Origin of the sequence: Paenibacillus sp. FSL R7-0198 (assembly GCF_038000415.1) — a bacterium.
GTDB lineage: Bacteria > Bacillota > Bacilli > Paenibacillales > Paenibacillaceae > Paenibacillus.
Map to the genome: position 1 here is coordinate 4,658,050 of NZ_JBBOCB010000001.1, position 25,705 is coordinate 4,683,754.

The window sequence follows — 25,705 nt, forward strand, 5'->3', positions numbered from 1 at the left end:
CCGGAACAAAATGGTTAAGCTACTAAGAGCACACGGAGGATGCCTAGGCGCTAGGAGCCGATGAAGGACGTGGCGAACAACGAAACTGCCTCGGGGAGCTGTAAGCAAGCTTTGATCCGGGGGTGTCCGAATGGGGAAACCCAGCTGGGGTAATTTCCAGTTACACCTAACTGAATACATAGGTTAGTGTGAGGCATACCAGGGGAACTGAAACATCTAAGTACCCTGAGGAAGAGAAAACAATAGTGATTCCGTCAGTAGCGGCGAGCGAACGCGGAGAAGCCCAAACCAGAGAGCTTGCTCTTTGGGGTTGTGGGACGTCTCACATGGAGTTACAAAGGAACCGGTTAAGCGAAGAGGTCTGGAAAGGCCCGCCAAAGAAGGTAAAAGCCCTGTAGTTGAAAGTCTGTTCCCTCCGAGACGGATCCCGAGTAGTGCGGGGCACGTGAAACCCCGTATGAATCCGGCAGGACCATCTGCCAAGGCTAAATACTTCCTAGCGACCGATAGTGAAGCAGTACCGTGAGGGAAAGGTGAAAAGCACCCCGGAAGGGGAGTGAAATAGAACCTGAAACCGTGTGCTTACAAAAAGTCAGAGCCCGTTTTAGGGGTGATGGCGTGCCTTTTGTAGAATGAACCGGCGAGTTACGTTCCCGTGCAAGGTTAAGGTGAAGAGCCGGAGCCGCAGCGAAAGCGAGTCTGAATAGGGCGACTTAGTACGTGGACGTAGACCCGAAACCGGGTGATCTACCCCTGTCCAGGGTGAAGGTGCGGTAACACGCACTGGAGGCCCGAACCCACGCATGTTGAAAAATGCGGGGATGAGGTGGGGGTAGCGGAGAAATTCCAATCGAACTCGGAGATAGCTGGTTCTCCCCGAAATAGCTTTAGGGCTAGCCTCGGAAAACAGAGTCGTGGAGGTAGAGCACTGATTGGGTGCGGGGCCCGCAAGGGTTACCAAGCTCAGTCAAACTCCGAATGCCATAGACTTACTTCCGGGAGTCAGACAGTGAGTGCTAAGATCCATTGTCAAAAGGGAAACAGCCCAGACCATCAGCTAAGGTCCCCAAGTGTGTGTTAAGTGGGAAAGGATGTGGAGTTGCACAGACAACCAGGATGTTGGCTTAGAAGCAGCCACCATTGAAAGAGTGCGTAATAGCTCACTGGTCGAGTGACTCTGCGCCGAAAATGTAACGGGGCTAAACACACCACCGAAGCTATGGCTTGATGCTTTGCATCAGGGGTAGGGGAGCGTTGTATAAGGGTTGAAGGTGTACCGTAAGGAGCGCTGGACATTATACAAGTGAGAATGCCGGTATGAGTAACGAAAAGATCAGTGAGAATCTGATCCGCCGAAAGCCTAAGGGTTCCTGAGGAAGGCTCGTCCGCTCAGGGTAAGTCGGGACCTAAGGCGAGGCCGAAAGGCGTAGTCGAAGGACAACAGGTCGAAATTCCTGTACCACCGTAAGCCGTTATGAGCAATGGGGGGACGCAGTAGGGTAGTGACGCGGACTGATGGATGTCCGTCTAAGCAGTAAGGCTGATGTGTAGGCAAATCCGCACATTGTAAGGCTGAGCTGTGATGGGGAGCGAAAATTATAGTAGCGAAGGTCATGATCTCACACTGCCAAGAAAAGCCTCTAGCCAGGTGAAGGTGCCCGTACCGCAAACCGACACAGGTAGGCGAGAAGAGTATTCTAAGGCGCGCGGAAGAACTCTCGTTAAGGAACTCGGCAAAATGACCCCGTAACTTCGGGAGAAGGGGTGCCCCGGTAGTGTGAATAGCACGAGGGGGCCGCAGTGAAAAGGCCCAAGCGACTGTTTAGCAAAAACACAGGTCTGTGCGAAGCCGTAAGGCGAAGTATACGGGCTGACGCCTGCCCGGTGCTGGAAGGTTAAGGGGAGTGGTTAGGGAGTAATCCCGAAGCTGTGAACCGAAGCCCCAGTAAACGGCGGCCGTAACTATAACGGTCCTAAGGTAGCGAAATTCCTTGTCAGGTAAATTCTGACCCGCACGAATGGCGTAACGACTTGGGCGCTGTCTCAACGAGAGATCCGGTGAAATTTTAATACCTGTGAAGATGCAGGTTACCCGCGACAAGACGGAAAGACCCCATGGAGCTTTACTGCAGCTTGATATTGAATTTGGGTACGATCTGTACAGGATAGGTGGGAGCCTTTGAAACGTGAGCGCCAGCTTGCGTGGAGGCAACGTTGGGATACCACCCTGATCGTATCTAGGTTCTAACCTGGTACCGTAATCCGGTGCGGGGACAGTGTCAGGTGGGCAGTTTGACTGGGGCGGTCGCCTCCTAAAGAGTAACGGAGGCGCCCAAAGGTTCCCTCAGAATGGTTGGAAATCATTCGAAGAGTGCAAAGGCATAAGGGAGCTTGACTGCGAGACCTACAAGTCGAGCAGGGACGAAAGTCGGGCTTAGTGATCCGGTGGTACCGCATGGAAGGGCCATCGCTCAACGGATAAAAGCTACCCTGGGGATAACAGGCTTATCTCCCCCAAGAGTCCACATCGACGGGGAGGTTTGGCACCTCGATGTCGGCTCATCGCATCCTGGGGCTGAAGTAGGTCCCAAGGGTTGGGCTGTTCGCCCATTAAAGCGGTACGCGAGCTGGGTTCAGAACGTCGTGAGACAGTTCGGTCCCTATCTGTCGTGGGCGTAGGAAATTTGAGAGGAGCTGTCCTTAGTACGAGAGGACCGGGATGGACGTACCGCTGGTGTACCAGTTGTTCCGCCAGGAGCACCGCTGGGTAGCTATGTACGGACGGGATAAACGCTGAAAGCATCTAAGCGTGAAGCCCCCCTCAAGATGAGATTTCCCAGTATGTAAGACCCCTTGAAGACGACGAGGTAGATAGGCTGGGGGTGGAAGTGCAGCAATGCATGGAGCTGACCAGTACTAATCGGTCGAGGGCTTATCCAATTAGCAAGTGATAATTCGCATGTTTCGTTTCGAATCTAGTTTTCAGAGAACAACACTCTGAAATGTAAGCTACGCGTTTGGTGGCGATGGCGGAGGGGTTCCACACGTACCCATCCCGAACACGACCGTTAAGCCCTCTAGCGCCGATGGTACTTGGACCGCAGGGTCCTGGGAGAGTAGGACGCCGCCAAGCAACAGGAAGACACACTTGATGATATCGAGTGTGTCTTTTTTATTTCAATGTAATTCATTTTATGTAATTCATTAGTTCTGATTTGACTTGTTATATACATAAAATACTGGCGTTCCAATCCTTAAAGCTGTGATACAATAGGTGAGGTCTATATAGAAAACGGAAACACGCATAAGTACGAGGAGGAACAGTGAACACGATGAAATCAGCCCCGTTTATTGCCGTGGAAGGTCCGATCGGAGCGGGGAAAACAACGCTGGCAACGATGCTTTCCCATGAATTGAATCTTCCGTTAGTTAAAGAAATCGTAGAAGAGAATCCATTTCTGGCTTCCTTTTATCAGGATATCGACGAGTGGAGTTTCCAATTAGAAATGTTTTTTCTGTGTAATCGGTTTAAACAGCTGGAAGACACGGGCGCTCATTATGTAGAGCAGAATACCCCAGTTATTTCAGACTATCATATCTATAAAAACATGATCTTTGCCGATCGTACCTTAAAGGGAACGAAACGGGATAAATATCGTCAAATTTATCATCTGTTAACAGATGATCTGCCAAAGCCCAATCTGGTGCTCTATATTGAAGCTGAACTCGATACGTTGATGTACCGCATTAACAAGCGTGGGCGCTCATTTGAGCAGGATATGGACCCGGCATATATGGAACAATTGATCGCTGATTACAAAACAGGCATGGATTATCTGGCGAATAGCTCAAATCCACCAGTAATCATTAAGGTTAATGCAGAGCAACTCGACTTTGTGGAACATCCTGAACACTTCAGGCAAATTGTTAATCAGGTAAAGGAGTATATCATATGAATAACTATGGCATTCCAACGAATGCATTAATTACGGTAGCAGGTACGGTTGGAGTGGGTAAATCCACGTTAACAGCTGCGCTTGCACAGCGTTTGAATTTCAAGACTTCTCTGGAGCAAGTTGATCATAATCCATATTTGGAGAAGTTCTATCATGACTTTGAGCGTTGGAGCTTCCATCTGCAGATTTATTTCCTGGCAGAGCGCTTCAAGGAACAGAAAAAGATTTTTGAACTAGGTGGGGGATTCGTACAGGATCGTTCCATCTATGAAGATACGGGCATTTTTGCACAAATGCATGCAGATCAAGGAACCATGTCTGCTACAGATTTCGAGACATACAGCAGTTTGTTTGAAGCGATGGTAATGACACCGTATTTCCCACATCCAGACGTGCTGATCTATCTGGAAGGCAGTCTGCCTTCGATTTTAAACCGTATTACGGAACGTGGACGCGAGATGGAAATCCAAACGGACCGTTCGTACTGGGAGCACATGCACGAGCGCTATTCCGTGTGGATTGATCAATTTACGGCTTGCCCTGTGCTGCGTCTGAACATTGATGAGTATGATGTGCATGATCCGGCATCGGTGGATGCCATTTTGGCACAGATTGCAGCTGTCATTCAGCCTTCCAAGGAAGTGCAAAGATAAGATAGAGCGAGTTTTCCAATATAGTTTTCTGGATTACAGAGGTTATATCTATGATATAGATACGGACAACGTCCCTTCTACGGCTATTATGCTGTTGAAGGGATGTTTTTTTATGTGCCAAGGGAATGATTATGAGATGTTTGTGGACAAAACTAAAAGGATATATTCGAGCGTATAAGGAAATGGATTCTTAATATATCTTTTCTATTATATAAATACATGGTCACCAAAAGTAGAAAAATGTTGAATAATAGGTCTTTTTGTGGTTTCATAGGAAAGGTGAATTCTGGAAAAGAAGCATATGCATGACTCAGGAGGGAAAGACAACGTGGAAGAGAAACAAGGAGTTAAAATCGGTATGCCGATCATTGGTGGCTTAATTGCAGCCATTCTGGGAGGCATCGTATGGGCAGCTATTGCCGCAATGACCGAGTATGAGGTGGGATTAATTGCGATTTTGATTGGGGCGCTCACGGGCTACGCAGTTGTGTTGTTCTCCAATAAACGAATTGCGACGGTGCATAAAGTCATTGCCGTACTTTTTGCGCTCGTCGGCATTCTGCTGGGGAAATATCTGACGGTGGTTTATTTTACTTCCGAACTGTTTGGTGATGTAGGCGTGATGGAACTCGTGTTTGATAGCGAGATGATCAGTGCGTTTGTGGAAACCTTCCAGGACTACTTCAGTCAACCGATTGATTTGTTATTCATCGTGCTTGCAATTGTATCTGCATGGCAGATTCCTGGCCGGATGGCGAGAACCAGTTTAGCTACGGATGCATCTTCATCGGATCACGCGCCAAGAGCTTAATCGGATGGACGGTGGACGCTTGGCAGTAAAATGAAGAACGTTTGATAGAAGAAACTTAATGCTCATCATCCTAAGCACTTGTGAAAAGGTTATATCGAAGGACTGGTAGCAGAAGAAAAACGTAGTATAGAGCATCTGCTTTAAAAGATATTTATAAAGTACTCAGAGTGAGCAGCAGTTAGGCATGTTCACATTGCGGCTGAGTTACTTGCATACATAAAAGGGACGATACGCCTTAGGGTGTACGTCCCTTTTGTGTATCCACTGGGCAGTAGGCGGGAAATGGCTCATAACCGATGTAATAACTCGGATCGATTAAAATTACTTACCACGACGTAACCCTAGTATATATCCAGCATGTTCATAAGGTTAATTACAAGAAAGATATGTTCACCCCAGGAGGTAGGTTCAAATATTCTGATGGTCATTTACAGCGATAAAGCTGATGATGAGAGATTACTTTTACCACTAGAGGACAGAGCTCTAAGTTCCAGATTATCGTTTAAAGCGCATATCTTACGGCAATGAGAGTTGAATAATACTGTATGAAGTTGAAGACAGGGCTATATTATTTGTTTTGGTCAGCGAATACAGCCATGGCATCTCGCATGAATACTGCCAATCCATCGCCAAACTGATCAATATTACGAGTGAAGCGTTCATCGTCTACGTACATCTGACCAAGTCCTCTAAAGGCCTCAGGTGAGTAGCTTCCCATTTGGTTTAGCCAAGTGTACCACTCTTTGATGCCTGCCTGTGCCTCCGCAGATGCTGGTTCTGTGTGACGAAGTGAAGCCAGATGTTTGTAGATTTCGTTCATTTGATCGGATAGAGCTTTCTGATCCGTGGTTGATTTACTGTGCAGCTTCTGGTTTGCCTGATCTACGGCTTGGTCTCCCCACCGTTCACGCGCTTCCTGTTCATACGGATTCTGGCTAAAATCAAATCCTTCGAATTGTTCTTTGGCTGTCATTTTAATTTCTCCTCTCACGTGTAGAACTGTTCTATCAATAGTAGCAATCATCTGGTCCAAGCGTTGGCGCTTCTCCAGCAAAATAAGTCGGTGCATATTTAGTGCTTCTTCTGGATCGAAGGAGGGGTTGGTGATAATGTTTTTGATCTCCTTCAGAGAGAAGTCGAGTTCCTTGAAAAACAAAATCTGCTGCAACCGTTCCAGGTTGGCATCTGAATATAATCGATACCCGGCAGCAGTTACTTCGTCTGGGGTTAATAGTCCGATCTCATCATAGTGATGCAGTGTGCGCACACTGATCGAGGCAAGTTCGGCAACTTCTTTTACCTTCATGGTCATGTGTGAAACCTCCTTACAACACCGATTGTACAGTGTCACGTTACGTGAGAGTCAACCGTTGAAAATGAAAAAACAAGATGCAAGCATGGAGGCTGCATCTTGATTATGGATTGGTGAATAGATGTGAATAGATGTGATGAAATTATTGTAAAATTCAGTCACTGTAGGGGAGCGGCTGTGCTTCTATGTCGAAGACATGGGTTGTTGCCGCGCCGCAGGTGTTTGGAGGCTCCTCTGTTATGGAGAGGAGCGTGAGCGGTTGGTGGGCTGCACCATGTATGCGGTGCAGCCCACGGGGCTGGCAGTGCAGGGAGAGCAGGGCTACGCCTGCATCCCGCGCACTGCCGCAGCGAACTGCGCAGCCGCTGCGCGCACATCGGCCGTGCCCGCGATGGCGGAGATGACGGCTACGCCGTCGGCTCCAGCCGCCATCACGGCGGCCGTGGTATCGGGCGTAATGCCGCCGATACCCACAACCGGAACTGCGATGCCTGCGGCGCGCAGTTCTGCCACCCCTGCGGGGCCCAGCACAGCGTGGGCATCCGCTTTGGAGCGCGTCGGGTACATGGGCCCGACGCCAAGATAGTCGGCGCCCGCCTGCACGGCACGGCGCGCCTCTTCCACAGAGTGGGCGGATACGCCAAGCATCCGCCCATCTCCAATGCGGGCGCGTACCAGCGCCGCGTCCGCATCATCTTGGCCGACATGCACGCCGTCGGCCTCCACCGCTACAGCCATCTCCACATCATCGTTCACGATGAACGGGACCCCGTGCTGGCTGCACACCTCGCGAAGCCGCATCGCAAGTGTGATGCGAGCTTCGCCAGCCAGGGCACCAGTTCCCTTTTCACGGAACTGGAACAGCGTAATGCCGCCAGCAATGGCCTGGCGCAGCACTTCCACAGGGTCTTGCGTTGTATTAACGCTGCCCATCACCAAATACACCTGCATCGCGCGTCGTACTGCTTCTGCATCCCAAGGGCGCATCACTGCTCACCCCGCTGTCTGCGCTGATACGCAAAATGATTTGTCGGCCCATGTCCGGCCCCAATCCCCAGCTCATCTTCGATGGCCGCCTGAATGAATGCTCGCGCAGTCGTAACGGCAGCCAGAACAGGTGAACCCTTGGCTAACTCTGCGGTGATCGCAGCAGAGTATGTACATCCCGTTCCGTGTGTATGACGTGTTACCACACGAACATTCTCCAGATAATGAAAAGACTGCCCATCGTAAAGCACATCCACGATCATGCCACTTCCTTCATCATGACCACCTTTGACCAAAGCATACGTTGAGCCCATCTGTACAATCTGTCTTGCGGCTTCTTCCCGCTGATTCAGATTCGTGATAGACATCCCGGTTAGCAGTTCTGCTTCCGGAATATTGGGTGTTGTGATCAGGGCATGGGGCAACAGCTCCGTAACCAACGCCTGTACAGCTTCCTGCTGGAGAAGGGGGGCGCCACCTTTGGCTACCATCACGGGGTCGATGACCAGATTTGACCAACGGTATTGCTGCCATTTCTCAGCCACTAGACGAATAATCTCAGCACTATATAACATCCCGGTCTTCGTTGCGGTTGGTTGAAAGTCCTCCCCGGTCGAGTCCAACTGTTGAGCGATACCATCGTAAGGAATGGGAAAGACACCCTGCACTCCTGTTGTATTTTGGGCAGCAATAGCGGTAATAACGGTCATGCCGTATACGCCAAGCTCCTGGAACGTTTTCAGATCGGCCTGAATTCCTGCGCCGCCCCCGTTATCAGAACCTGCAATGGTTAGCGCTTGAGCAATGCTCATATTGCACCTCCACGGATCTGACGGATCTGTGCGCGTTCTGCCAAAAGGTCGGGTGTTACTTGTGCCAGTTGATTCAACAATTCAATCTGAAAGCTGCCCGGCCCCTGATGAGCTGTCCGCTCTGCCGCCAGTTCAGCTGCTATACCATAAAACGCAAGCGCTTCAACAACACTGCCTAGAAGATCGGCTTCCGATTCCGCTATGGCTGTATAAGCACCAATCACCGAACTTAGCAGACAACCTGCACCCGTGACCTGAGTGAGCAGGGCATGTCCATTACTTGTGAGGAATGTGGATTGTCCATCAGTAATGATATCTTCTTTTCCGGTAATGACCACGACACTGCCAAGTTGTTGCGCTGCCCGCTCCGCAATGCCGATTCGGTCGCCCTCACCTGATCCTGCATCCACACCTTTGATACTCCAACTCTCACCGATGACATTGGCGACCTCCGCCACATTGCCGCGCAGTACTGTGAGACGAAGTTCACGAATGAGCATCTGCACGGTTTCCGTGCGATAGGTGGTTGCGCCAGCTCCAACCGGATCAAGCACCACAGGCACGTGATGCGCATTAGCCGATTGGCCTGCCAGACGGATCGCCTGAACGACTTTGTCATCGAGAGTACCAATGTTGAGTACTACAGCTCCTGACATCTTGGCGACATCAGCGACTTCTTCATGAGCATAGGCCATAAACGGGGACGCACCTAGTGCAAGCAGGCCATTGGCTGTGAAGGGAGCCACGACAAGGTTGGTGATATTGTGTACCAGCGGATTTTGCGTACGAACACGTTCCAGATAAGACATATAATTTCCTCCTTGTTTTGAATTAACCCCATCGGCAGAAGTCCGATATCTGGAGTAACTCAGCAGAATAATAGGATATGAGTCTCCTTGTTGAGTAGGGGCGCAAGTATAACTACAGCCAGATGCATTAATACGGGAAAAGCAGAAACGTAAAATCTAAAACAATTTCATAACTCCCTAAAAATGGATTTTTGTAAATGGATATAGACAAATTGAATCATTTTGATCTATATCCAGCCTTGATTGAAACAGCTAAAAGGTGGATCCGTATAAAATGTAAATTCGCGAAAAGCAACAGTACAAATACGAAACAGTAAAAAACGAAACAGTATAAAAGACAGAATAAAGAAAGTGGAGCCATGGTATGTCTGCAAACTCAGGCAAGCGATACGGTGATGGACGTTAGCGTTCAAAGAGAGTCCTAAAGCCCAGGATGTCGATACCCGACTGATCGGGGCGCGAAGGTCACACGATGTTTCTAAAGAACACAGGACGTCTTATATGGCTGTCAGATCCTCCTTATGAAATGTAAGGAACACAGGACACGTTATTTCCCAAATTCCCCTGACCGAAACACTATAAATTGCTATTTTTTCCGATATAATATGTCTCAGGTTCCTTAGATTTCTTCAACCGCTCCAAATCCTTGAATAGGGCGCCTCAGATTCGTTAGCGCTCGCTCCATGTTCTACTCTGGGCATATTAGGGCGCGATTCAGCTCATGGTAGGCTTGAAGATAGGCGCAAATTTACATTACCAAATACATATCAACAAGCTACCCAAACGCATATCAAGCCACCAAAACGCATATCAAGCTGCCCAGATGCACATCAAGCCACTTAGGATTGTTATAAATTCTGATCCTCGGATGCTTGCTACAGGCCAATTCCATTTCGCAAACCTTCATGCATCCGATCCTCACGTTTTTGCTAACTTTGCTTTCAATCCCCTTGCGTTCATTCACTTTTCCTTCATTCACTTTGCTCTCTTTTACTTACTCTCCTTGCAGATTAATAAAAGCATCCTCGGCTTTCACCGATTCAGGAATCAAATCCTGTTCAACGAGCCATGCGCGTACATTCTCCCAGGACTCCATTTCCTGCCGACCAAACATCTGACCATCTTCATTCATAAATGGCAGTAAAATAGCCAGACTTTTGGTTTCAATCTCCGGGTCAAGCGGAGACGTTTCATTCTCATGAGCGAGCAGAATATTCAAGGCTTCATCTGGATGCTCCGTTACATGTTTCTGTCCTTCCTGGACCGCTTTGACGAACCGGGTAAGTTGGTCTTTTTTTGCTTCAATGCCAGCTTCACTCGCGGTCAGGACCAATTCATAATAATCAGGCACACCATAATCGACGGGGTTAATGGATTTCATGGCATGTCCTTCTTTCTCCAGAATCAGTTGCTCATGGTTAATAAAACCACCCATAATTGCATCCGCCTGTCCAGAAGCCAGCGAAGGAATCAGATCGAACCCAACGTCGACCAGATTCATGTTGTCGGGATTGCCACCATCGTGGCTGATCATCGTACGCACCATCGCTTCATACAGGGGAATTGAGGAATAACCAACAGTCTTTCCTTCAAGGTCTTTGGGTGAGCTCACGTTGCCATTTGCTTCGGTCAACAGATGCACAAGCGGGTGGCGAACAACAGCAGCAATGGAACGTACAGGAATGTTCTCACCACGAGCGAGCAAAATTTGGGGCTGGTAGCTTAGAGCCAGATCAATTTTTCCAGCAGCAACAAGTTTGAGTGAATCATTGGTATCCGCAGGCATCTGAATTTCGACATCGAGACCTTGATCTGCAAAGTATCCTTTTTCTTGAGCAACGTAGATGAAGGAGTGTACTGCATTCGGGTACCAGTCGAGCATAATGGACAGTTTATCTTTGGTGTCAGATGCTGTTTCGGTTGCAGACTTGCCTGTTTGTTGTGCATTGGTTGCAGCGTCTGTTGTTGGCGTGTTTTTGCTGGTATTCGTGGTGCTGCATCCGCTAACGATCAGCAAAAGGCTAATGAGCATGATGGGAAGCAGGGAGTATATACCTTTGTTATTCATAAATGAAGGTCCTCATTTCATCGTTTTGATTTGTAGAAAATGGACAGCAGCATGTTAACGACAACGTGACAGTGAACTGATTGAAGATGCTGCTGAATTTGTGCATAAGGTATGTTCTGAAGATTGTAACTTCTGTATTTACATCTAATTTCTGTCTAAGTATTATCCAACTTTTCTTTTGCCTCCATGTCCATGCCGCCGTATGCTAAACCGTTTCTCCAGCCAGGCAATCAGTACAAACAAAACGATCCCAAGCAGGGATAACAGCACAATAGCGGCAAACATCGCATCCGTGTTCATGTTGCTGGACATGCGGCGGCTGAAGTAGCCGAGACCTTTGCTGCCACCAAGCCATTCGCCAATCGTTGCCCCAACCACGCAGTACACCACGGACATCTTTAACCCCGAGAAAAAAGAGGGAAGTGCCAGCGGAACCTGGAGTTTGCAAAAAATATCCCATTTGCTGGCGCCCATGGTGAGCAGCAGTTCACGCTGCTCCGGATCGCCTTGGCGGAGTCCATCGTAGGTACTGACCACAATGGGGAAGAATGCGATTAGGAACACCACGGCGACTTTGCTCCACAACGTGTAACCAAACCACAAGATAAATACGGGAGACAAGGCAATCAGCGGGATGGTCTGACTGATCACGATGAAGGGATACAAGGCCTTTTCAATCGATCGGTTCATATGCATGCCTGTTGCTAGCGTAATTCCAGTCACTATGGACAAGACAAAACCAACAACAACCTCCATAAAGGTAGCAGGCAGATGGATGGTCAACAGCAGACGACGGTGCTCAACCAGTGAACCTATGATGGCCGTGGGTGCAGGAATGATGAAGGAGGGAACCCATCCCATACGCACAATCGTTTCCCAGATCGCCAGTAAAGAGAGCATGAGCACAATAAACAAACCATATTGGGAAAACCACTTCGAGAGCCACTTTGAACACCACGTCCAAACGCTAACCTCAGTTCTATCATTTTGCATGTAATTGTTCCTCCAGTTGTTTCCTCATCTGCACGAGAACTGGTTCGTAGATCATGTCCGAATGCCTTGGGCGTGGTAAAGGAACCATCATCTCCCGCAACTGCTGACCTTGCCCTCCTGGAGTTAACAGAATGATACGGTCACTTAACAGCAGGGCTTCTTCGATGTCATGTGTAATGAACAGCACGGTTTGTCCAAAGTCTTTCCACAGCTCCAACAACCAGCGATGCATTTCTCGTTTGGTTAAAGCGTCGAGTGCACCGAAGGGTTCATCCAGCAACATGAGCTGCCCGCCTGTAAGCAAGGTACGCAGCAATGCCACCCGCTGCCGCATGCCGCCGGATAACTCATCCGGATAGGCCTGCTCATAACCGGACAAGCCAAACCTTGCCAATCCAGCGATGATATCGGCTCGTAGTTTGTCCTTGTCCTGTCGGCCTGGTGCCAGCTCGGCAGGCAGCAGGCAGTTCTCCATGACGGTACGCCAGGATAACAGCAGGTCTTTCTGCGGCATATAGGCGACTCGTCCGAGCCGTTGTCCTTGCGGTACGTCAGCAATATCGATGGTGCCGACGGTTGGCTCATGCAAGCCTGCGAGCAGCTTGAAGAGCGTGCTTTTACCTGATCCGCTGGAGCCAATGAGCGAGACAAATTCTCCTTGTTGAACCTGAAGCGACACATTGGAGAGCACAGGGGAATCCTTTTTTTCGGAAAAAGCAAAGCTTACGTTGTGAATGGTTACATGGTTATCCATCTGATCCTCACCCCCTTGATGTCAGACTACTGCAATAACAACGGCATCCTATACTCTGCAAAAGGAACAAAAAAGACCCACCCATTTCCGGAGAAATGAGTGGGTCTGTAAGTTAAATCCGCAATTTATCTTCACATACATGAAAAAATTCCGCTTACTAAAAGGCCGCTCCACTTCCCTCCGCTGGTATGATCCAGATCAGGTTCAAAGGGTCCGAATAGTCATATTCGTCTCAGCCGCAAGGCTCCCCTAGTGCAAAAGTTCAAGATATGCAGTTGTCTGTTCAGCATATATCACTTGAACATGAACTGTAAAGAGGCAGCATGATGGAATTGTTGAGATGAACTTGGAGTCAGACCCGAACAACTGAACAATTTACCTGGGCTCCCTAACCCGATATAATAGTGGTGGCGCATATTGGCCGGATCACAAATGCAGGCGGGATTGTTCTCCCTCCGAAGCAGAATGGGGACCCGAGTTGAAAACGTTCAAAAAAGTATATATTGAGATCACGAGTATCTGCAATCTGGCATGCAGCTTCTGTCCGCAGACACAGCGTGCCAAAGGATTCATTGACCCTGAAGTCTTCAACAATATACTGGATCAAGTTAAACCACACACCAATCATATTTATCTACATGTCAAAGGCGAACCCTTGTTGCATCCCAAAATAGATTTGTTGCTCGATTCCGCACATGAGAAGGGACTCAAGGTGAACATTACAACGAATGGTACACTGCTGCCCAAGACTCAGCATAAATTGCTTGGCAAACCGGCGCTGCGACAGATGAATTTCTCCCTGCACAGCTTCGATGGGCATGAAGGTTCAACAGATCGTGACGGTTACCTGCGTCATATTTTGTCCTTTGTACACGAGGCCGTTAAGCACAATGTCATCATCTCATTCCGGCTGTGGAATCTGACACAGGATAACTTCACAAATGCTCAGATGAATCGAAATCGGGAGACTCTTGAAGTATTGGAACGTGAGTTCAATCTGGACTTCCGCATTGAGGAAAAAGTAGTTCCAGGCAGTGGGGTCAAAATTGCCCCGAATGTATATCTGAATCAGGACCATGAGTTCCAGTGGCCAAGTCTGGATGCACCTGAAGATGACGGCAAAGGCTTCTGCCATGCATTGCGTGGGCAGGCAGCTGTGCTTGTAGATGGAACGGTAGTTCCATGCTGTCTCGATGGCGAGGGTGTAATTAACTTGGGTAATGTGCACGAGAAGTCATTCTCGGAGATTATTGAGGGTGAACGAGCGAACAATCTGGTATATGGTTTCTCCAAGCGGGAAGCTGTGGAAGAGTTGTGTCGAAAGTGCGGTTATCGTCAGAGATTCGGAGCCTAGAATATATAAATTTAGTTAAAAACGAACCTACCGAAAATATTTGTTTCGGTAGGTTCGTTTTGTCTTTATTGCGAAATTATTTAGATAATAAGAATTGAAATCAATTCAGGATAACAACTTTTTTGTAAAATCATAGTCTATTAATCTTGTTTTTATGAATTTGCATGGTATTATTATCCTATTGATTAGGAGGTGAATTAGTTCTAAAGATTCATATATTATTGGATTTGCCTACCAGAAGCTTACTGAGGAGTGTGTTTTAGTTTTGAATTCAAAATGGAAAAAGTTTAATCACAAACTATCGTTAATGCTTTCTACGTCGCTGATTGTTTCTATGTTATCTATCAATTTATCTGTATCTGCAGAAGTGGCTACATCTAAAACTTCTTTTAATGACATTGATAATTCGTATGCCAAAACGGAAATAACCAAATTAGTAGAACAAGGAATACTCACAGGATTTACTGATGGGACATTTAAACCTTCCGATTCGGTAACACGAGCTCAATTAGCAAAAATTATGGTCGGTGCGCTTAATTTAAAGCCTGATAATGTCGAAGTAAGTCAATTCAGAGATGTAAAGGAAGATCAATGGTATGCCGGATATGTAGGTGCACTTGTCAAATCTGGAATTGCTCAAGGTACCTCCAAAGATAGCTTTTCGCCTAATAAAAATGTGACAAGAGAAGAGTTGGCTGTATTTTTTGTTAGAGCCTTTGGTTGGGACATTCAAGATGTAACGAGTCAAACATTCAAACCACAACTCTCAGATTTGGGTCAAGTATCTAACTGGGCGAAAGATTCTGTAACACTAGCCTATCAATCTGGTTTTATCAAAGGATTAGTTCAAAAAGATGGAACAGTAAAATTTAATCCATCAGGCGTAGCAGATCGACAGGCGCTAGCGAGACTTGCATATGAGTTTGTGACAAATAAGTCTACATATGATAGTTACATGGCTCCTGCCAAGACAGAGATTGATACTGAAGATTCAAATGAAGCAAAACCTGAAACAGCAAAACCTTCTGAAGGTAACAGTAAGGGAAATAGCGGTAGCAGCTCCGGAGATAAAGGGAACGGAAGTAACAATGGTGGAAATAGTGGAGGCGGGGAACAAACCCCTAGTAATAATCTCTCTGCTCCAGGTACATATACTCTTGGTAATGTAACTGGAAATATAACTATTAGTTCTCAAGGTGTCGTTCTAAAAAATACCAAAATAAATGGTAGGCTGAAGATACTTGAGTCCGTAGGAAACGGTGACGTGACTCTTGATAATGTTAGTGTCACGGGAACGACTGAGATTCAAGGCGGAGGACCAAATAGTATTCATGCAGTGGACTCGGTTCTTGCAACAGTGATTGTTGACAAAGCGGACGGCAGTGTTCGTTTGGTCCTTGAAGGTGGAAGTAATGTTCAGCAGATTGAAATTAGATCTGGTGCAATCGTACAGAATGTCTCCACGGGTGATGTCGGACCGATTGAAATAGCAGAGTCGATTCCCCATAATTCTTCGGTAGTGCTCAGTGGAAGCTTCGACTCTGTAATGGTTCATGCAGAACAAGTTTCAGTGGAGTTCGGAGATAATTCCACCATTGAAAATCTTGAGGTGTTCCAAGAAGCATTGAACACAGTGTTTAAAATTAACCATGGTGCTGTAGTGAGTCGGGCTATATTAAATGCAATCGTACAATTTTCTGGAGCGGGAACATTATCTTCAGCTCTGGTCAATGTAGAAGGTATTGATTTTAGTCAACTTAATCACCCCCCAGCTATTGAGGTAGATCCTACAGTGACTAGTATAGTTTATTCACCTCAAGAAACAGAGTTTTCAGCAATTGATTCGACCCGTCAGATCGTATTCACGGGTATCGCTACCTCAGCGATCAAAGATATCACTTCCATTGCAGAATGGAATGTCGAGGATAGCACCATTGCCATTGTTGACTCAGGCAAGATTCAAGCTAAAGGCAATGGTACGACAGTGGTAAAAGCTAAATATGGAGATTTCGAAATCAATGTTCCGGTAACCGTTGCAGTCTATAACGAAGGAACAGTCTATCCGACACTCAAAGGGATTCAAGTTACAAATGGAAGTGTAAAGTTGAATTTTACTGAGGGTTTGGAACCTTCCGAACTGGCTGCAAATGATTTCGTAGTTCGTGCCTATTTTGATGGGGCGGAACAACAATTGAATAACTTGCAGTACCGCAATGGCGAATTTACTTTTGATGCTATTGATAGCTATGGAGCCACATTGTACATCACTGTGGAGTCAGATGTTAATAAAACACATTTTGCAGGAAGCCAAAGTGGTGCAATCAAACTTACTGGATTCGGTGGTCACATCAAGGATGTAGCTGGAGCACCGGTTGCCAATTTAAGTATTTCTTTTAGAAGAGGCCTGGACAACAAAACAGGTGAAATTGTTGGTACTGTCAAAACGAATACTCAAGGAAACTACTATATCAATCTTCCCCCAGGCATCTACACAGGTGAACTTGGAGGTGGAGATACAAAATATATTACAACTTATCTCATTGGTGTCTCGGCAGTAAATGTGGAGAATAAACGTGAGAATCAAACTGCTATAGAAATACCTACACAAGATGAAACACGCTTCGTGTTAACTTGGGGTAAAGATCCAGTGGATCTGGATTCACACCTCGTAGGTCCAGCAGGTGATGAGGGAATGTTCCATACGTACTACTCTGATAAACAATATTATAATAATGGTGAACTTATGGTTGATTTGGATTTGGATGATGTAACGTCTTACGGACCTGAAACAACAACCATTCGTCATTTACTTCCTGGAACGTATACATTCTATGTTCATCATTTTTCTGGATCAAGCACAATCAAGAAATCTGGTGCCAAAATTGACGTGTTCCGTGGTGCTGTAGCCACTCCAAGTGCAACGTATACTGTCGCAGATGCCAGTGGTAATGAAAGATACTGGGTTGTTCTCAGAATGATCGTTTCTGAAGAAGGTGTGGTTACTTATGAAACAGTAAATCAATTTACTAATGTTGATCCACTCACTTCACTTCAACCATCGGATGAAATTAACGAAGATGAATTGGAAACTCTAGAATAAAGAGAGTACTTAGATTAGTTTTAAATGTATCATGTAGAAACCCTGTCTATAAAAAGACTAAGGGTTTCTTTTTTTTGTCGGAAACTTTTGGTTGCTTAAATAGAGCATATCCGAAGTTGATATCGGTACATAACAAGTAGACATGATACCTCAAAGCATGCTGAAACATCAGGCTCAATGCTGGAAAATACAAACGTGATCTAATGATTATTCTAGTTACCTTCCTTATTTGGTAGGATTAGGTTGTGGATCGGACAGAGGTGCACCTCTGACGAACTTCCAGGACAAGCTTAGGCTTGTACACTACCAAATAACGAGAGAATAAGGGAGGAATAAAATTATGAAAAAAATATTGACGTTGTTGTTGTCCGCTGGTTTGGTTGCTTCCATATTTGGTGCAGTTCCGGTTGCTGCTGCACCTACAGTTGTTAATTCAACGATTGTTGTTCCAAAGGGCACGACCTATGACGGTCAAGGCAAAACATTTGTAGCCAATCCTTCCACACTGGGTGATGGGTCTCAAGCAGAGGGCCAGAAGCCAGTCTTCCGTCTGGAGGCAGGGGCCACGCTCAAAAATGTAAATATCGGATCACCTGCTGCCGATGGTGTTCACTGTTATGGTAACTGTAATATATCGAATGTAGTCTGGGAGGACGTAGGCGAGGATGCTCTGACATTGAAGTCGGCTGGAACGGTTAATATTACCGGTGGGGCAGCGTACAAGGCTTATGATAAAGTGTTCCAGATGAATGCAGCTGGAACGATTAACATCAAAAATTTCCGTGCAGATGATATTGGCAAACTGGTTCGCCAAAATGGTGGAACTTCCTTCGCAGTTAATATGACGCTGGATAACTCAAACATTTCCAATGTGAAAGATTCGATTATGCGTACAGACAGCAGTACATCACAAGGCAAAATTACGAATACCCGTTATTCCAAAGTACCAACGTTGTTCAAGGGGTTTGCTTCAGGTAAGACCAGTCAATCCGGCAATACGCAATATTAAACAGGAGATTGAATCGCTGGAGTTGGTAAAAGTTTAAGCTCCACTTGTGATTTGAAGTTAAAATATAACGCCAAAAAGAGCGTTCCAAGGTCATTGCCACACTGACTTTGAGGGACGCTTTTTGTAATGCAGATGTCATAGTATAGTTCTTATAGTTCTCCTGAGCAATGTTTTATAGCGGAGGCTCATATTATTTTTCTCCCAGAACTTCAACGATGATTTTGCCTTTCTCGGGGGTAACAGAACCGGTATCAATAGAGCCCAATTTGTTCATGATCTCGTAAGAGGTTTCTTCAAGCATGCGAGAGTACTTGAATGATACGAGTGTTTGACCTGCTACGGAAGGACGAGTCCCTGCTTCAGCAACGGCTTTGGTTTTAATAAAGAACAGGTCACCGATGGTTCCAGCACTTTTGCTGATGTTGGCCTGCCATTGTAGTAGGGCACTTCCATTTTTGAGGATATAATAACTGATCAGATCGTTATCCTCAACAACGAAGAAACGATCTTTTTTGCCTTGTTCAAAAATGTATTCAATGGATGAATCCACTGGACCCAAAGGGTTGCGAATGTCCAGACGTGCTTGTCCCAGTTCAGAAAAGCGGGGCAGATGCAGTGCGGCTTCACGCGCCACAGTCAGATCGGAACTGTTATATTCTTTTACAATCGTAGCATCGGTAGTGTAAATGTAGGCTTCCTTGGCCTTCTGGTTCCACTGCACCTTGGCACCAAAAGCTTCACCGATGGCACGGAGCGGAAGCATCGCTTTACCATTCACCAGAATCGGCGCTGAGGATAATGTCGCATTCTGACCGTTTTTCTTCATTGTTTTGCTGTTAGGTGTAAGGACATACTTATCGCTGCCTGTATTAATGCTGATCTCTTTTGTTTTGTTATTGTAACCAAACGTATAGTTGCCGAGGAATTGAAGCTCCGTCAATGCCACGTACGTAATACCCTGCCGTATGACAACATCATATTGAGCTTGAACATTGTTAATATAAGCTGTCGGATGAGGTTTAGTTGCTGCGGCTTCCGCCACAGTGGATGAGAGTAAGGCAGGTGCCGTGCCTGCGGTGAGTATCGAAGCGGCAAGGACCATTTTCCATGTTTTAAGCTGCCAAACAGAGTTGTAATCTTTCATCACTATCCATCTCCCTTCTAATGTTTAAGACGGACTACATAACCTAAATGTTTCATATTATGGAAAGTGAACCATCCGATGTCCTGTTCCCTGTTACCCCAAATAAAGCTTTTTCTAGGGATTGCCACAAATACCCATCTGATGTACATTAGAAGCAATGAAATAAGTGAACCGGGAGCTCAATGAAGTTGGGCTGAGAGAGTGGCCTTGTGCCGCTGACCGTACATCTGATCTGGGTAATGCCAGCGTAGAGAACATGGATTTGCGATATGTAAGGGTGAATTGTGGGGAATGAACGTGGATGAACATCTGACTCTTTGAACTGTGGTGATGTAGCTGCCAGGGCGGAGGGGTGCTGGTTGATATTCCGTATTTTCGACATCCATCCATTACATCATTGTGAGGATTGTACACTGTACGTAAGGCCTGCCCGGAACCGGGGAGGCTTTTTTCGTTTATTTTGATAACCCTCACAGGGAACAGAGGAAGGACGTAGAGAACATGGCAACAACAGCAGGCAACAAGCGATTGAAACTAACGGATATTCTGGTAACCATCGTGATCGCAGTGGTATTTGGGGTGATTTACAAGATATGGGGACCTACATATGACTTGATGAAACCATTTGGCGTTCATGCGGAGCAGATGATCTACGGCATGTGGTTTATGGCGGGCACGTTTGCTTTTGTTATCATTCGTAAACCAGGCGTGGCTATTCTTGCCGAAGTTGCGGCTTCAACGGTAAGTGCCTTTCTGGGCAGTGAATGGGGCATGTCCACACTTGTGTATGGTTTGTTGCAAGGGTTGGGAGCCGAGATATTCTTCGCCGCATTTTTGTATCGAAAAACCAATCTGTTTGTCACTTGTCTTGCAGCCATAGGAGCTGCAGCGGCTTCGCTTTTGCTGGATTATCAATACGGGTATATTGATTCACTCTCGGCTTGGAATTATACGTTATTTATCGGATTCCGCTTCATCGGAAGCATCTTGATTGCCGGAGTGTTTGCTTATTATCTCGCCAAAGCATTGGAACTGACCGGTGTGACACGCTCACTCAGACCGGTATCCAAACAGGATTATGAGGCGTTGGATTAGATGAGCGGAGAGGGGAATTCGCAAGCGGTAAGTGTGACAAATCTAAGATGCAAGTTCCCGGGAGAGAAAGCCTTGGTATTTCAAGGCTTGTCTCTTTCTGTGCGTCAAGGAGAGAAAGTGCTGTTGCTTGGCCCGAGTGGCTCCGGTAAATCAACGTTATTGCAAATTCTGAGCGGTCTGATACCACGTTCGGTTGAGATTCCAATGAAATGTGATGATATTCAGGTTTCCGCCAAAGCAGGAGTGGTCTTTCAAGATCCGGATACCCAGTTCTGTATGTCCTTTACGGATGAAGAGATCGCATTTGTGCTGGAAAACCGAAATATTCCACGTGAAAAGATGCCGGCTCTGATTGAATATTATCTGAAACAAGTGGGGTTATCCTTTGAACAGAATCGTGTATTAATCCAGTCCATGTCTCAGGGGATGAAGCAGCGTCTTGCGATTGCTTCAATGCTTGCCATGGACCCGGAGGTATTGTTTTTGGATGAACCCACTGCACTGCTGGATGATGAGGGTACTTCCCAGGTGTGGGATACCGTTAAACGGATCGCCAGTGACAAAACAATCATCATCGTTGAACACAAAATAAACAAGATTGTGGATATGGTCGACCGCATCATTGTGTTATCACCTGAAGGAAAGATCGTGGCGGATGGGCCAGCACAGCAGGTGTTTACGCATGAACGGGGCAAGCTGAAGGCTTATGGAATCTGGTATCCGGGTGTGTGGGATGAGCACGAGCAGGCAGCTAAGGAGGAAGAGGGAAGTAATTCTGGAGAGCTTCAAGTGTGTGTGGATCAGAACATCTCAAGCTTGGAAGCACAGCAATCGTCGGGTTTACCAGATACACCGGGCCTATTTCCCATATCTCATGGTTCATCCTTATCACCTGTATCACCCACCTATCAGCCTGCACTGGACTTGAAGCAGTTCACCGGATGGCGTGGGAAAACACCCTTCATTCAGGTCGAGCAGGCCAAAGTATGGCATGGAGACTGGATTGGTATTGTCGGAGCTAATGGAGCTGGAAAGAGTTCATTGTTGTTATCTCTGATGAATATCCTGAAAACAACAGGTCATTATGAGGTTGTAGGCCAGCCTTCTGGCAAAACGGAGCAGCTTGCAGATCAAATCGCGTTTGTATTTCAGAACCCGGAGTTTCAATTTGTGACCAACACCGTCGCGGAAGAAGTGGAATTCTCATTGCTGGGGGGCAGGCTTACAACGGAAGAAAGACTTGTCAGGACTGATCATATGTTGAATCAATTTGGATTAATCGACCTGTCCGAGCGTCATCCCTACCAATTATCGATGGGGCAGAAACGACGCTTGAGCGTTGCCTCTGCACTGGTGAGAGAGCAGCGAATACTGCTGTTGGATGAACCTACTTTTGGACAGGATGCCCGCAATACGTTTGCCATGTTAGCACAACTGGAGCAATTGCGGAGAGAGGGAACAGCTATTGTTATGGTTACCCATGATCGTGAAATTGTAAAAAGATATTGCACCCGAATCTGGACGGTAGATGAGGGGAGGTTAACTGATGCAATTGTCGTTTCCTCACCGTGAAACCTGGCTTCATAACGTCAATCCGGGATTAAAGATGATCATTCTGACGATGATGTTTGTTATCGTTATCCTTATCCACAATCTGAATGTAATGGCCAATGTTGCTGTGGCGATGATGTTATTACTGTGCTGGACAGGTCATCCGTGGTATAGATTGATCCTGTACGCGTCCCCATTCATTCTGGTGTTTATTTCCACGTCTACAGGTATGATGATGTTTGGTAAGGGCGAGACCACATGGTATAAATGGGGACTGATTCACATAACCGAAGAGAGCTTCTATCGCGGTCTACACTTGGGTTTTCGCTCGCTGAGCATGGCAGCGGCTGGGTTATTCTTTGGTCTCACGACCAAGCCGGTACGGCTGTTTTATTCCCTGATGCAGCAATGGAAGCTTCCTGCAAAATATGCCTATAGCTTTCTGGCCGCGATGCGTATGATCCCGATTTTGCTGGATGAATTCCAGACGCTCCGTTACGCTATTCGTATACGTGGAACACGGCAACGTGGCTCTCGCTGGAACGTGTATGGTACACTCAAGCGTTACGCTATTCCGCTGCTGGCACAGAGCATTCGCCGTGCACAGCGAATGGCGGTAGCGATGGAAGCGAAAGGGTTCATAGATGGCGCGAGCCGCACGTATTACATTCAGATTGGCTATTCGCGAGCTGATCTGTGGTTTGTATTTTATTATATCCTCACCTTAACAGCGGCTTATTACATCGGGATTACCTTTCCTTATCATGCTACGATGGTGGATGTAAGGTAATACGGGGAGATAGAGAGAAATATATTGAGGTAACCGGTAACTTTTTCCTGTTTACGGCGTCTATATGGAAATAACTTCTAATGGATGGGGATGAACGAAAGTGAAGACGGGTCCTGACTGGCAGAGAACGGGGTACAAATGGATTACCATGACTGGATTATCAGCTATGCTGTTGACGGGATGGATGCTCCTGGATTCCAAAATGGTTGTGCTTGGAGGACAAGCTTCGGTTACGACACCGCAAGCCTTGGGGGCAAGCCCTCAAGCTTTATCATCACAGTTAGCCTACAAACAAGGAGATATCATTACACTCATGAATGACATCCCTCTGTTCAAAAACAGGAGGGACGGCAGTGTGGCTGCTGACCAAATGGGAATTGAATATTATACAACAAAAAACGAAAAATATACGTTGGCCTCGGTTCGAGGCGAGTGGATGCAGCTTAAGTCAACCGATCATGGAGACTTCTGGCTGCCGAGTTGGTATGCATTGAAGGAGAGCAGAAGCATGACGGAAACAGCTCCCCAAAGCTTCACGCTCCAATCCGGCAGCAAGCTGTATCTGGCTCCAGACAGTGCTACAACCTGGTCTTTTGAGAAAGCGCTGACAGGTAAGGCTCTTATTGTTGCAAAGTGGAAAGGATGGTATGGGGTCTCCATTGCCCCACGAGTCTGGAATACAGAGTCCTTCACGTATCGGCCAGGACTCTTCTGGATCAAGGCACAGGCTATAGAACAGCGGATGAATGTGGCTGAGGGTTGGTTCAATCAGGAGGCATCGCTGCCAACTTCGGTTATACGCCATCTGACAGATATGAAGCTGAACAAGGCAACCATCTCCAAACAAGTGGCTTGGTGGTTAGGCGAACCGGATTGGAAAGAGAGTTCAAGCAATTTGAATGATACCGGTTATGCAATGAGTATTGGGCAGACCTGGAGATATGAGCGGGAAGATGCGCAATTTCTGGTCACGTTCAACAAGAATGGCAGACTGGTCAGAACACGCTGGAATTTAGCACAGGATAATCGAAATACTGTCGTTTCCGATTGGAACATCAGTCGGGCGGATGAATATGGGTTCACGACAAAAATCTATGGCACAACGCTGCCGACGACAATACCTTGGAAACCGGTATGGACGAACCAGGGAGATATTAACTACACTTTTTTACAAGCAGCCACGGATGATGTGCTCCTGATGAAAGGCGATGACGGTGGATTTAGCGGAGGTTACTACGAAGGCTCCATATATGCTCTTGACCGACATACAGGCCAGAAATTATGGGGGATTAATGGGGGCTTTGGAAGACAGCAGGCAGAGGTGGATGCAGAGCGCAAATACGTTACAATCTACACCGATTATGACCCGGAAAAGAAAAAATACGTGGATCGTATTCGTCATCTGAACTTGAAGAACGGAAAGGTCACGTGGACGTACACCCCTAAGCAAAATTTTAGACTAAATGGTATCACCGCTGCGAAGAACGTTGTGGTTGTGGATAACCCGGTTGTTGAGAGCTCAAGCAACAGTTGGTTAACGGTTCTGGACAGTGCAAACGGAAAAACATTGTGGACGCGAAAACTGGCTACGGGTTATGAATTGTTGAACAAGAGTGCAGATGACCCCTATGTGTTGTATTGGGAAAAGAATAAGCTGGTTGCAGTCGATCCGCAATCAGGGCGAACCGTATGGAGCTTAAAGGGCAAACGATCCACCATAGAACAATTTTGGAATGATCCATATACTGGTGGAATTGAACGTCTTGATCCCTTTGCAACCACGAATGCTGAAAGATGGCTATCACTAGATAATCAGTGGTTTCTGCTTGATCTGAAGACGGGGAAAAAGCTTGCCCAATTCCCTGCTCGGGTAGGACAGCGATTTGAGGAGCTGAATGATGGCATGTTGTTGATCCGTGAGAACAAAAACGGCGATCATTACGGAGAATATGAAGATTTTACAACTAGCCTGTATGATACCAAGACAGGCAAAACCCGCTGGACGCTCAAGGGCAAGATTGAACGAGGACTGGTGGAAGAGAATCAGTTGTATGTGATTAAGAATGGCTACCCGGCGGCTGTGGATTATAAAACGGGGGAGACGCGTTGGAATGCCAAAGATACGATTGCAACACTAAGGCATCCGACGAATCAGGGAAGTTATCTGGTCATTGATGATCATTTGCTGTTGCCCATGGACGAGAATTTGCTCGTAATGAACAAAAAGAATGGAGCACTGTTAGGTCGTGTACATGATGTTGTGATGGGAAACCCGGAGCATCGCGACCGGGATGCGAAGAATGGAACGATCAACCGGATCGGCAATGATGTGTACGTGGGTTCGTCCAACGGACGTTTTCGTGTATATGAAGCCAGCCGCCTGCACGAGGCAATCTCACCTTAAAAGCTTGTCTCATCAGGGATGTTGATTTATTATAGATGAACAGGATTGCTCGCGCTCCGGTTATCGGCTGTGCGGGCTTTCTTCATGTGTTCTTGAAGAACCA

At 46.8% G+C, this 25,705-nt stretch carries 18 protein-coding genes, 2 rRNA genes and 1 riboswitch; of the genes, 12 read left to right on the forward strand and 8 right to left on the reverse strand.

What is annotated here, in order from left to right:
• The first annotated feature begins 12 nt into the window (after window positions 1–12).
• The 5 genes from MKY87_RS20240 to MKY87_RS20260 all read left to right on the forward strand — a co-directional run bounded on the left by MKY87_RS20240 (window position 13) and on the right by MKY87_RS20260 (window position 5,420).
• Window positions 13–2,940: ribosomal RNA gene (locus MKY87_RS20240) — 23S ribosomal RNA — on the forward strand.
• Window positions 2,941–3,016: 76 nt separating this feature from the next.
• A 5S ribosomal RNA gene (rrf, locus tag MKY87_RS20245) occupies window positions 3,017–3,133 on the forward strand.
• Window positions 3,134–3,332: 199 nt separating this feature from the next.
• Entirely contained in the window at window positions 3,333–3,956 is a 624-nt protein-coding gene (locus tag MKY87_RS20250) for a deoxynucleoside kinase (protein ID WP_017690540.1), read from the forward strand.
• Window positions 3,953–4,609 (forward strand): deoxynucleoside kinase, encoded by a 657-nt coding sequence (locus MKY87_RS20255; protein ID WP_036672670.1) that lies wholly within the window; start codon window positions 3,953–3,955, stop codon window positions 4,607–4,609. Before MKY87_RS20250 ends, MKY87_RS20255 begins: the two co-directional genes overlap by 4 nt.
• Window positions 4,610–4,937: 328 nt before the next feature.
• Window positions 4,938–5,420 (forward strand): hypothetical protein, encoded by a 483-nt coding sequence (locus MKY87_RS20260; protein WP_339786159.1) that lies wholly within the window; start codon window positions 4,938–4,940, stop codon window positions 5,418–5,420.
• A gap of 568 nt (window positions 5,421–5,988) precedes the next feature.
• On the opposite strand, the gene MKY87_RS20265 is transcribed toward MKY87_RS20260, so the two are convergent.
• The 7 genes from MKY87_RS20265 to MKY87_RS20295 form a co-directional block, all read right to left on the reverse strand.
• Window positions 5,989–6,732 carry a MerR family transcriptional regulator gene (locus tag MKY87_RS20265; protein ID WP_340965877.1) on the reverse strand — a complete coding sequence of 248 codons (744 nt, stop codon included), beginning with the start codon at window positions 6,730–6,732 and terminating at the stop codon, window positions 5,989–5,991.
• A 321-nt stretch (window positions 6,733–7,053) separates the two neighbouring features.
• On the reverse strand, window positions 7,054–7,719 hold the full coding sequence (gene thiE / locus MKY87_RS20270) for a thiamine phosphate synthase (RefSeq protein ID WP_340965878.1): 666 nt from the start codon (window positions 7,717–7,719) through the stop codon (window positions 7,054–7,056).
• Complete coding sequence (thiD, locus tag MKY87_RS20275) at window positions 7,719–8,531, reverse strand: bifunctional hydroxymethylpyrimidine kinase/phosphomethylpyrimidine kinase (RefSeq protein WP_340965879.1); 813 nt, start codon at window positions 8,529–8,531, stop codon at window positions 7,719–7,721. Before thiD ends, thiE begins: the two co-directional genes overlap by 1 nt.
• On the reverse strand, window positions 8,528–9,340 hold the full coding sequence (gene thiM / locus MKY87_RS20280) for a hydroxyethylthiazole kinase (protein WP_340965881.1): 813 nt from the start codon (window positions 9,338–9,340) through the stop codon (window positions 8,528–8,530). Before thiM ends, thiD begins: the two co-directional genes overlap by 4 nt.
• A 994-nt stretch (window positions 9,341–10,334) precedes the next feature.
• Complete coding sequence (locus tag MKY87_RS20285; protein ID WP_339786150.1) at window positions 10,335–11,408, reverse strand: ABC transporter substrate-binding protein; 1,074 nt, start codon at window positions 11,406–11,408, stop codon at window positions 10,335–10,337.
• Between the two features lie 162 nt (window positions 11,409–11,570).
• Window positions 11,571–12,401: an ABC transporter permease gene (locus MKY87_RS20290; RefSeq protein WP_340965882.1), complete on the reverse strand. Its 831-nt coding sequence runs from the start codon at window positions 12,399–12,401 to the stop codon at window positions 11,571–11,573.
• Complete coding sequence (locus MKY87_RS20295; protein ID WP_340965884.1) at window positions 12,391–13,155, reverse strand: ABC transporter ATP-binding protein; 765 nt, start codon at window positions 13,153–13,155, stop codon at window positions 12,391–12,393. Before MKY87_RS20295 ends, MKY87_RS20290 begins: the two co-directional genes overlap by 11 nt.
• Window positions 13,156–13,313: 158 nt before the next feature.
• Window positions 13,314–13,416, reverse strand: a riboswitch (TPP riboswitch).
• A 217-nt stretch (window positions 13,417–13,633) separates the two neighbouring features.
• Between MKY87_RS20295 and MKY87_RS20300 the strand changes: the two genes are divergently transcribed.
• The 3 genes from MKY87_RS20300 to MKY87_RS20310 all read left to right on the forward strand — a co-directional run bounded on the left by MKY87_RS20300 (window position 13,634) and on the right by MKY87_RS20310 (window position 18,618).
• Entirely contained in the window at window positions 13,634–14,509 is an 876-nt protein-coding gene (locus MKY87_RS20300; protein ID WP_036606150.1) for a radical SAM/SPASM domain-containing protein, read from the forward strand.
• Window positions 14,510–14,774: 265 nt separating this feature from the next.
• Window positions 14,775–17,609 carry an S-layer homology domain-containing protein gene (locus MKY87_RS20305; protein ID WP_340965885.1) on the forward strand — a complete coding sequence of 945 codons (2,835 nt, stop codon included), beginning with the start codon at window positions 14,775–14,777 and terminating at the stop codon, window positions 17,607–17,609.
• 340 nt (window positions 17,610–17,949) lie between these two features.
• Window positions 17,950–18,618: a pectate lyase gene (locus MKY87_RS20310; protein ID WP_289391203.1), complete on the forward strand. Its 669-nt coding sequence runs from the start codon at window positions 17,950–17,952 to the stop codon at window positions 18,616–18,618.
• Between the two features lie 190 nt (window positions 18,619–18,808).
• Here the strand turns inward: MKY87_RS20310 and MKY87_RS20315 are convergent, their stop codons facing one another.
• On the reverse strand, window positions 18,809–19,762 hold the full coding sequence (locus tag MKY87_RS20315; RefSeq protein ID WP_340965887.1) for a copper amine oxidase N-terminal domain-containing protein: 954 nt from the start codon (window positions 19,760–19,762) through the stop codon (window positions 18,809–18,811).
• A gap of 501 nt (window positions 19,763–20,263) precedes the next feature.
• Here MKY87_RS20315 and MKY87_RS20320 point away from each other — a divergent pair.
• The 4 genes from MKY87_RS20320 (at window position 20,264) to MKY87_RS20335 (ending at window position 25,602) form a co-directional block, all read left to right on the forward strand.
• Window positions 20,264–20,857 carry an ECF transporter S component gene (locus MKY87_RS20320; protein WP_036672660.1) on the forward strand — a complete coding sequence of 198 codons (594 nt, stop codon included), beginning with the start codon at window positions 20,264–20,266 and terminating at the stop codon, window positions 20,855–20,857.
• Window positions 20,858–22,429: an ABC transporter ATP-binding protein gene (locus MKY87_RS20325; protein ID WP_340965888.1), complete on the forward strand. Its 1,572-nt coding sequence runs from the start codon at window positions 20,858–20,860 to the stop codon at window positions 22,427–22,429.
• Window positions 22,404–23,198 carry an energy-coupling factor transporter transmembrane component T family protein gene (locus tag MKY87_RS20330; protein ID WP_340965889.1) on the forward strand — a complete coding sequence of 265 codons (795 nt, stop codon included), beginning with the start codon at window positions 22,404–22,406 and terminating at the stop codon, window positions 23,196–23,198. Before MKY87_RS20325 ends, MKY87_RS20330 begins: the two co-directional genes overlap by 26 nt.
• Window positions 23,199–23,298: 100 nt before the next feature.
• Window positions 23,299–25,602, forward strand: coding sequence for an outer membrane protein assembly factor BamB family protein (locus MKY87_RS20335; protein WP_340965890.1), 2,304 nt, complete (start codon window positions 23,299–23,301; stop codon window positions 25,600–25,602).
• Window positions 25,603–25,705 lie beyond the last annotated feature (103 nt).

Excerpts from the sequence above, each read along its gene's own strand:
- MKY87_RS20285 (WP_339786150.1), bottom strand. The coding sequence starts at position 11,408 with ATGAATAACAAAGGTATATACTCCCTGCTTCCCATCATGCTCATTAGC.
- MKY87_RS20250 (WP_017690540.1), top strand. The coding sequence starts at position 3,333 with ATGAAATCAGCCCCGTTTATTGCCGTGGAAGGTCCGATCGGAGCGGGG.
- MKY87_RS20265 (WP_340965877.1), bottom strand. The coding sequence starts at position 6,732 with ATGACCATGAAGGTAAAAGAAGTTGCCGAACTTGCCTCGATCAGTGTG.
- MKY87_RS20255 (WP_036672670.1), top strand. The coding sequence starts at position 3,953 with ATGAATAACTATGGCATTCCAACGAATGCATTAATTACGGTAGCAGGT.
- MKY87_RS20315 (WP_340965887.1), bottom strand. The coding sequence starts at position 19,762 with ATGAAAGATTACAACTCTGTTTGGCAGCTTAAAACATGGAAAATGGTC.
- MKY87_RS20320 (WP_036672660.1), top strand. The coding sequence starts at position 20,264 with ATGGCAACAACAGCAGGCAACAAGCGATTGAAACTAACGGATATTCTG.
- MKY87_RS20325 (WP_340965888.1), top strand. The coding sequence starts at position 20,858 with ATGAGCGGAGAGGGGAATTCGCAAGCGGTAAGTGTGACAAATCTAAGA.
- thiM (WP_340965881.1), bottom strand. The coding sequence starts at position 9,340 with ATGTCTTATCTGGAACGTGTTCGTACGCAAAATCCGCTGGTACACAAT.
- MKY87_RS20295 (WP_340965884.1), bottom strand. The coding sequence starts at position 13,155 with ATGGATAACCATGTAACCATTCACAACGTAAGCTTTGCTTTTTCCGAA.
- thiD (WP_340965879.1), bottom strand. The coding sequence starts at position 8,531 with ATGAGCATTGCTCAAGCGCTAACCATTGCAGGTTCTGATAACGGGGGC.
- thiE (WP_340965878.1), bottom strand. The coding sequence starts at position 7,719 with ATGCGCCCTTGGGATGCAGAAGCAGTACGACGCGCGATGCAGGTGTAT.
- MKY87_RS20290 (WP_340965882.1), bottom strand. The coding sequence starts at position 12,401 with ATGCAAAATGATAGAACTGAGGTTAGCGTTTGGACGTGGTGTTCAAAG.
- MKY87_RS20330 (WP_340965889.1), top strand. The coding sequence starts at position 22,404 with ATGCAATTGTCGTTTCCTCACCGTGAAACCTGGCTTCATAACGTCAAT.
- MKY87_RS20310 (WP_289391203.1), top strand. The coding sequence starts at position 17,950 with ATGAAAAAAATATTGACGTTGTTGTTGTCCGCTGGTTTGGTTGCTTCC.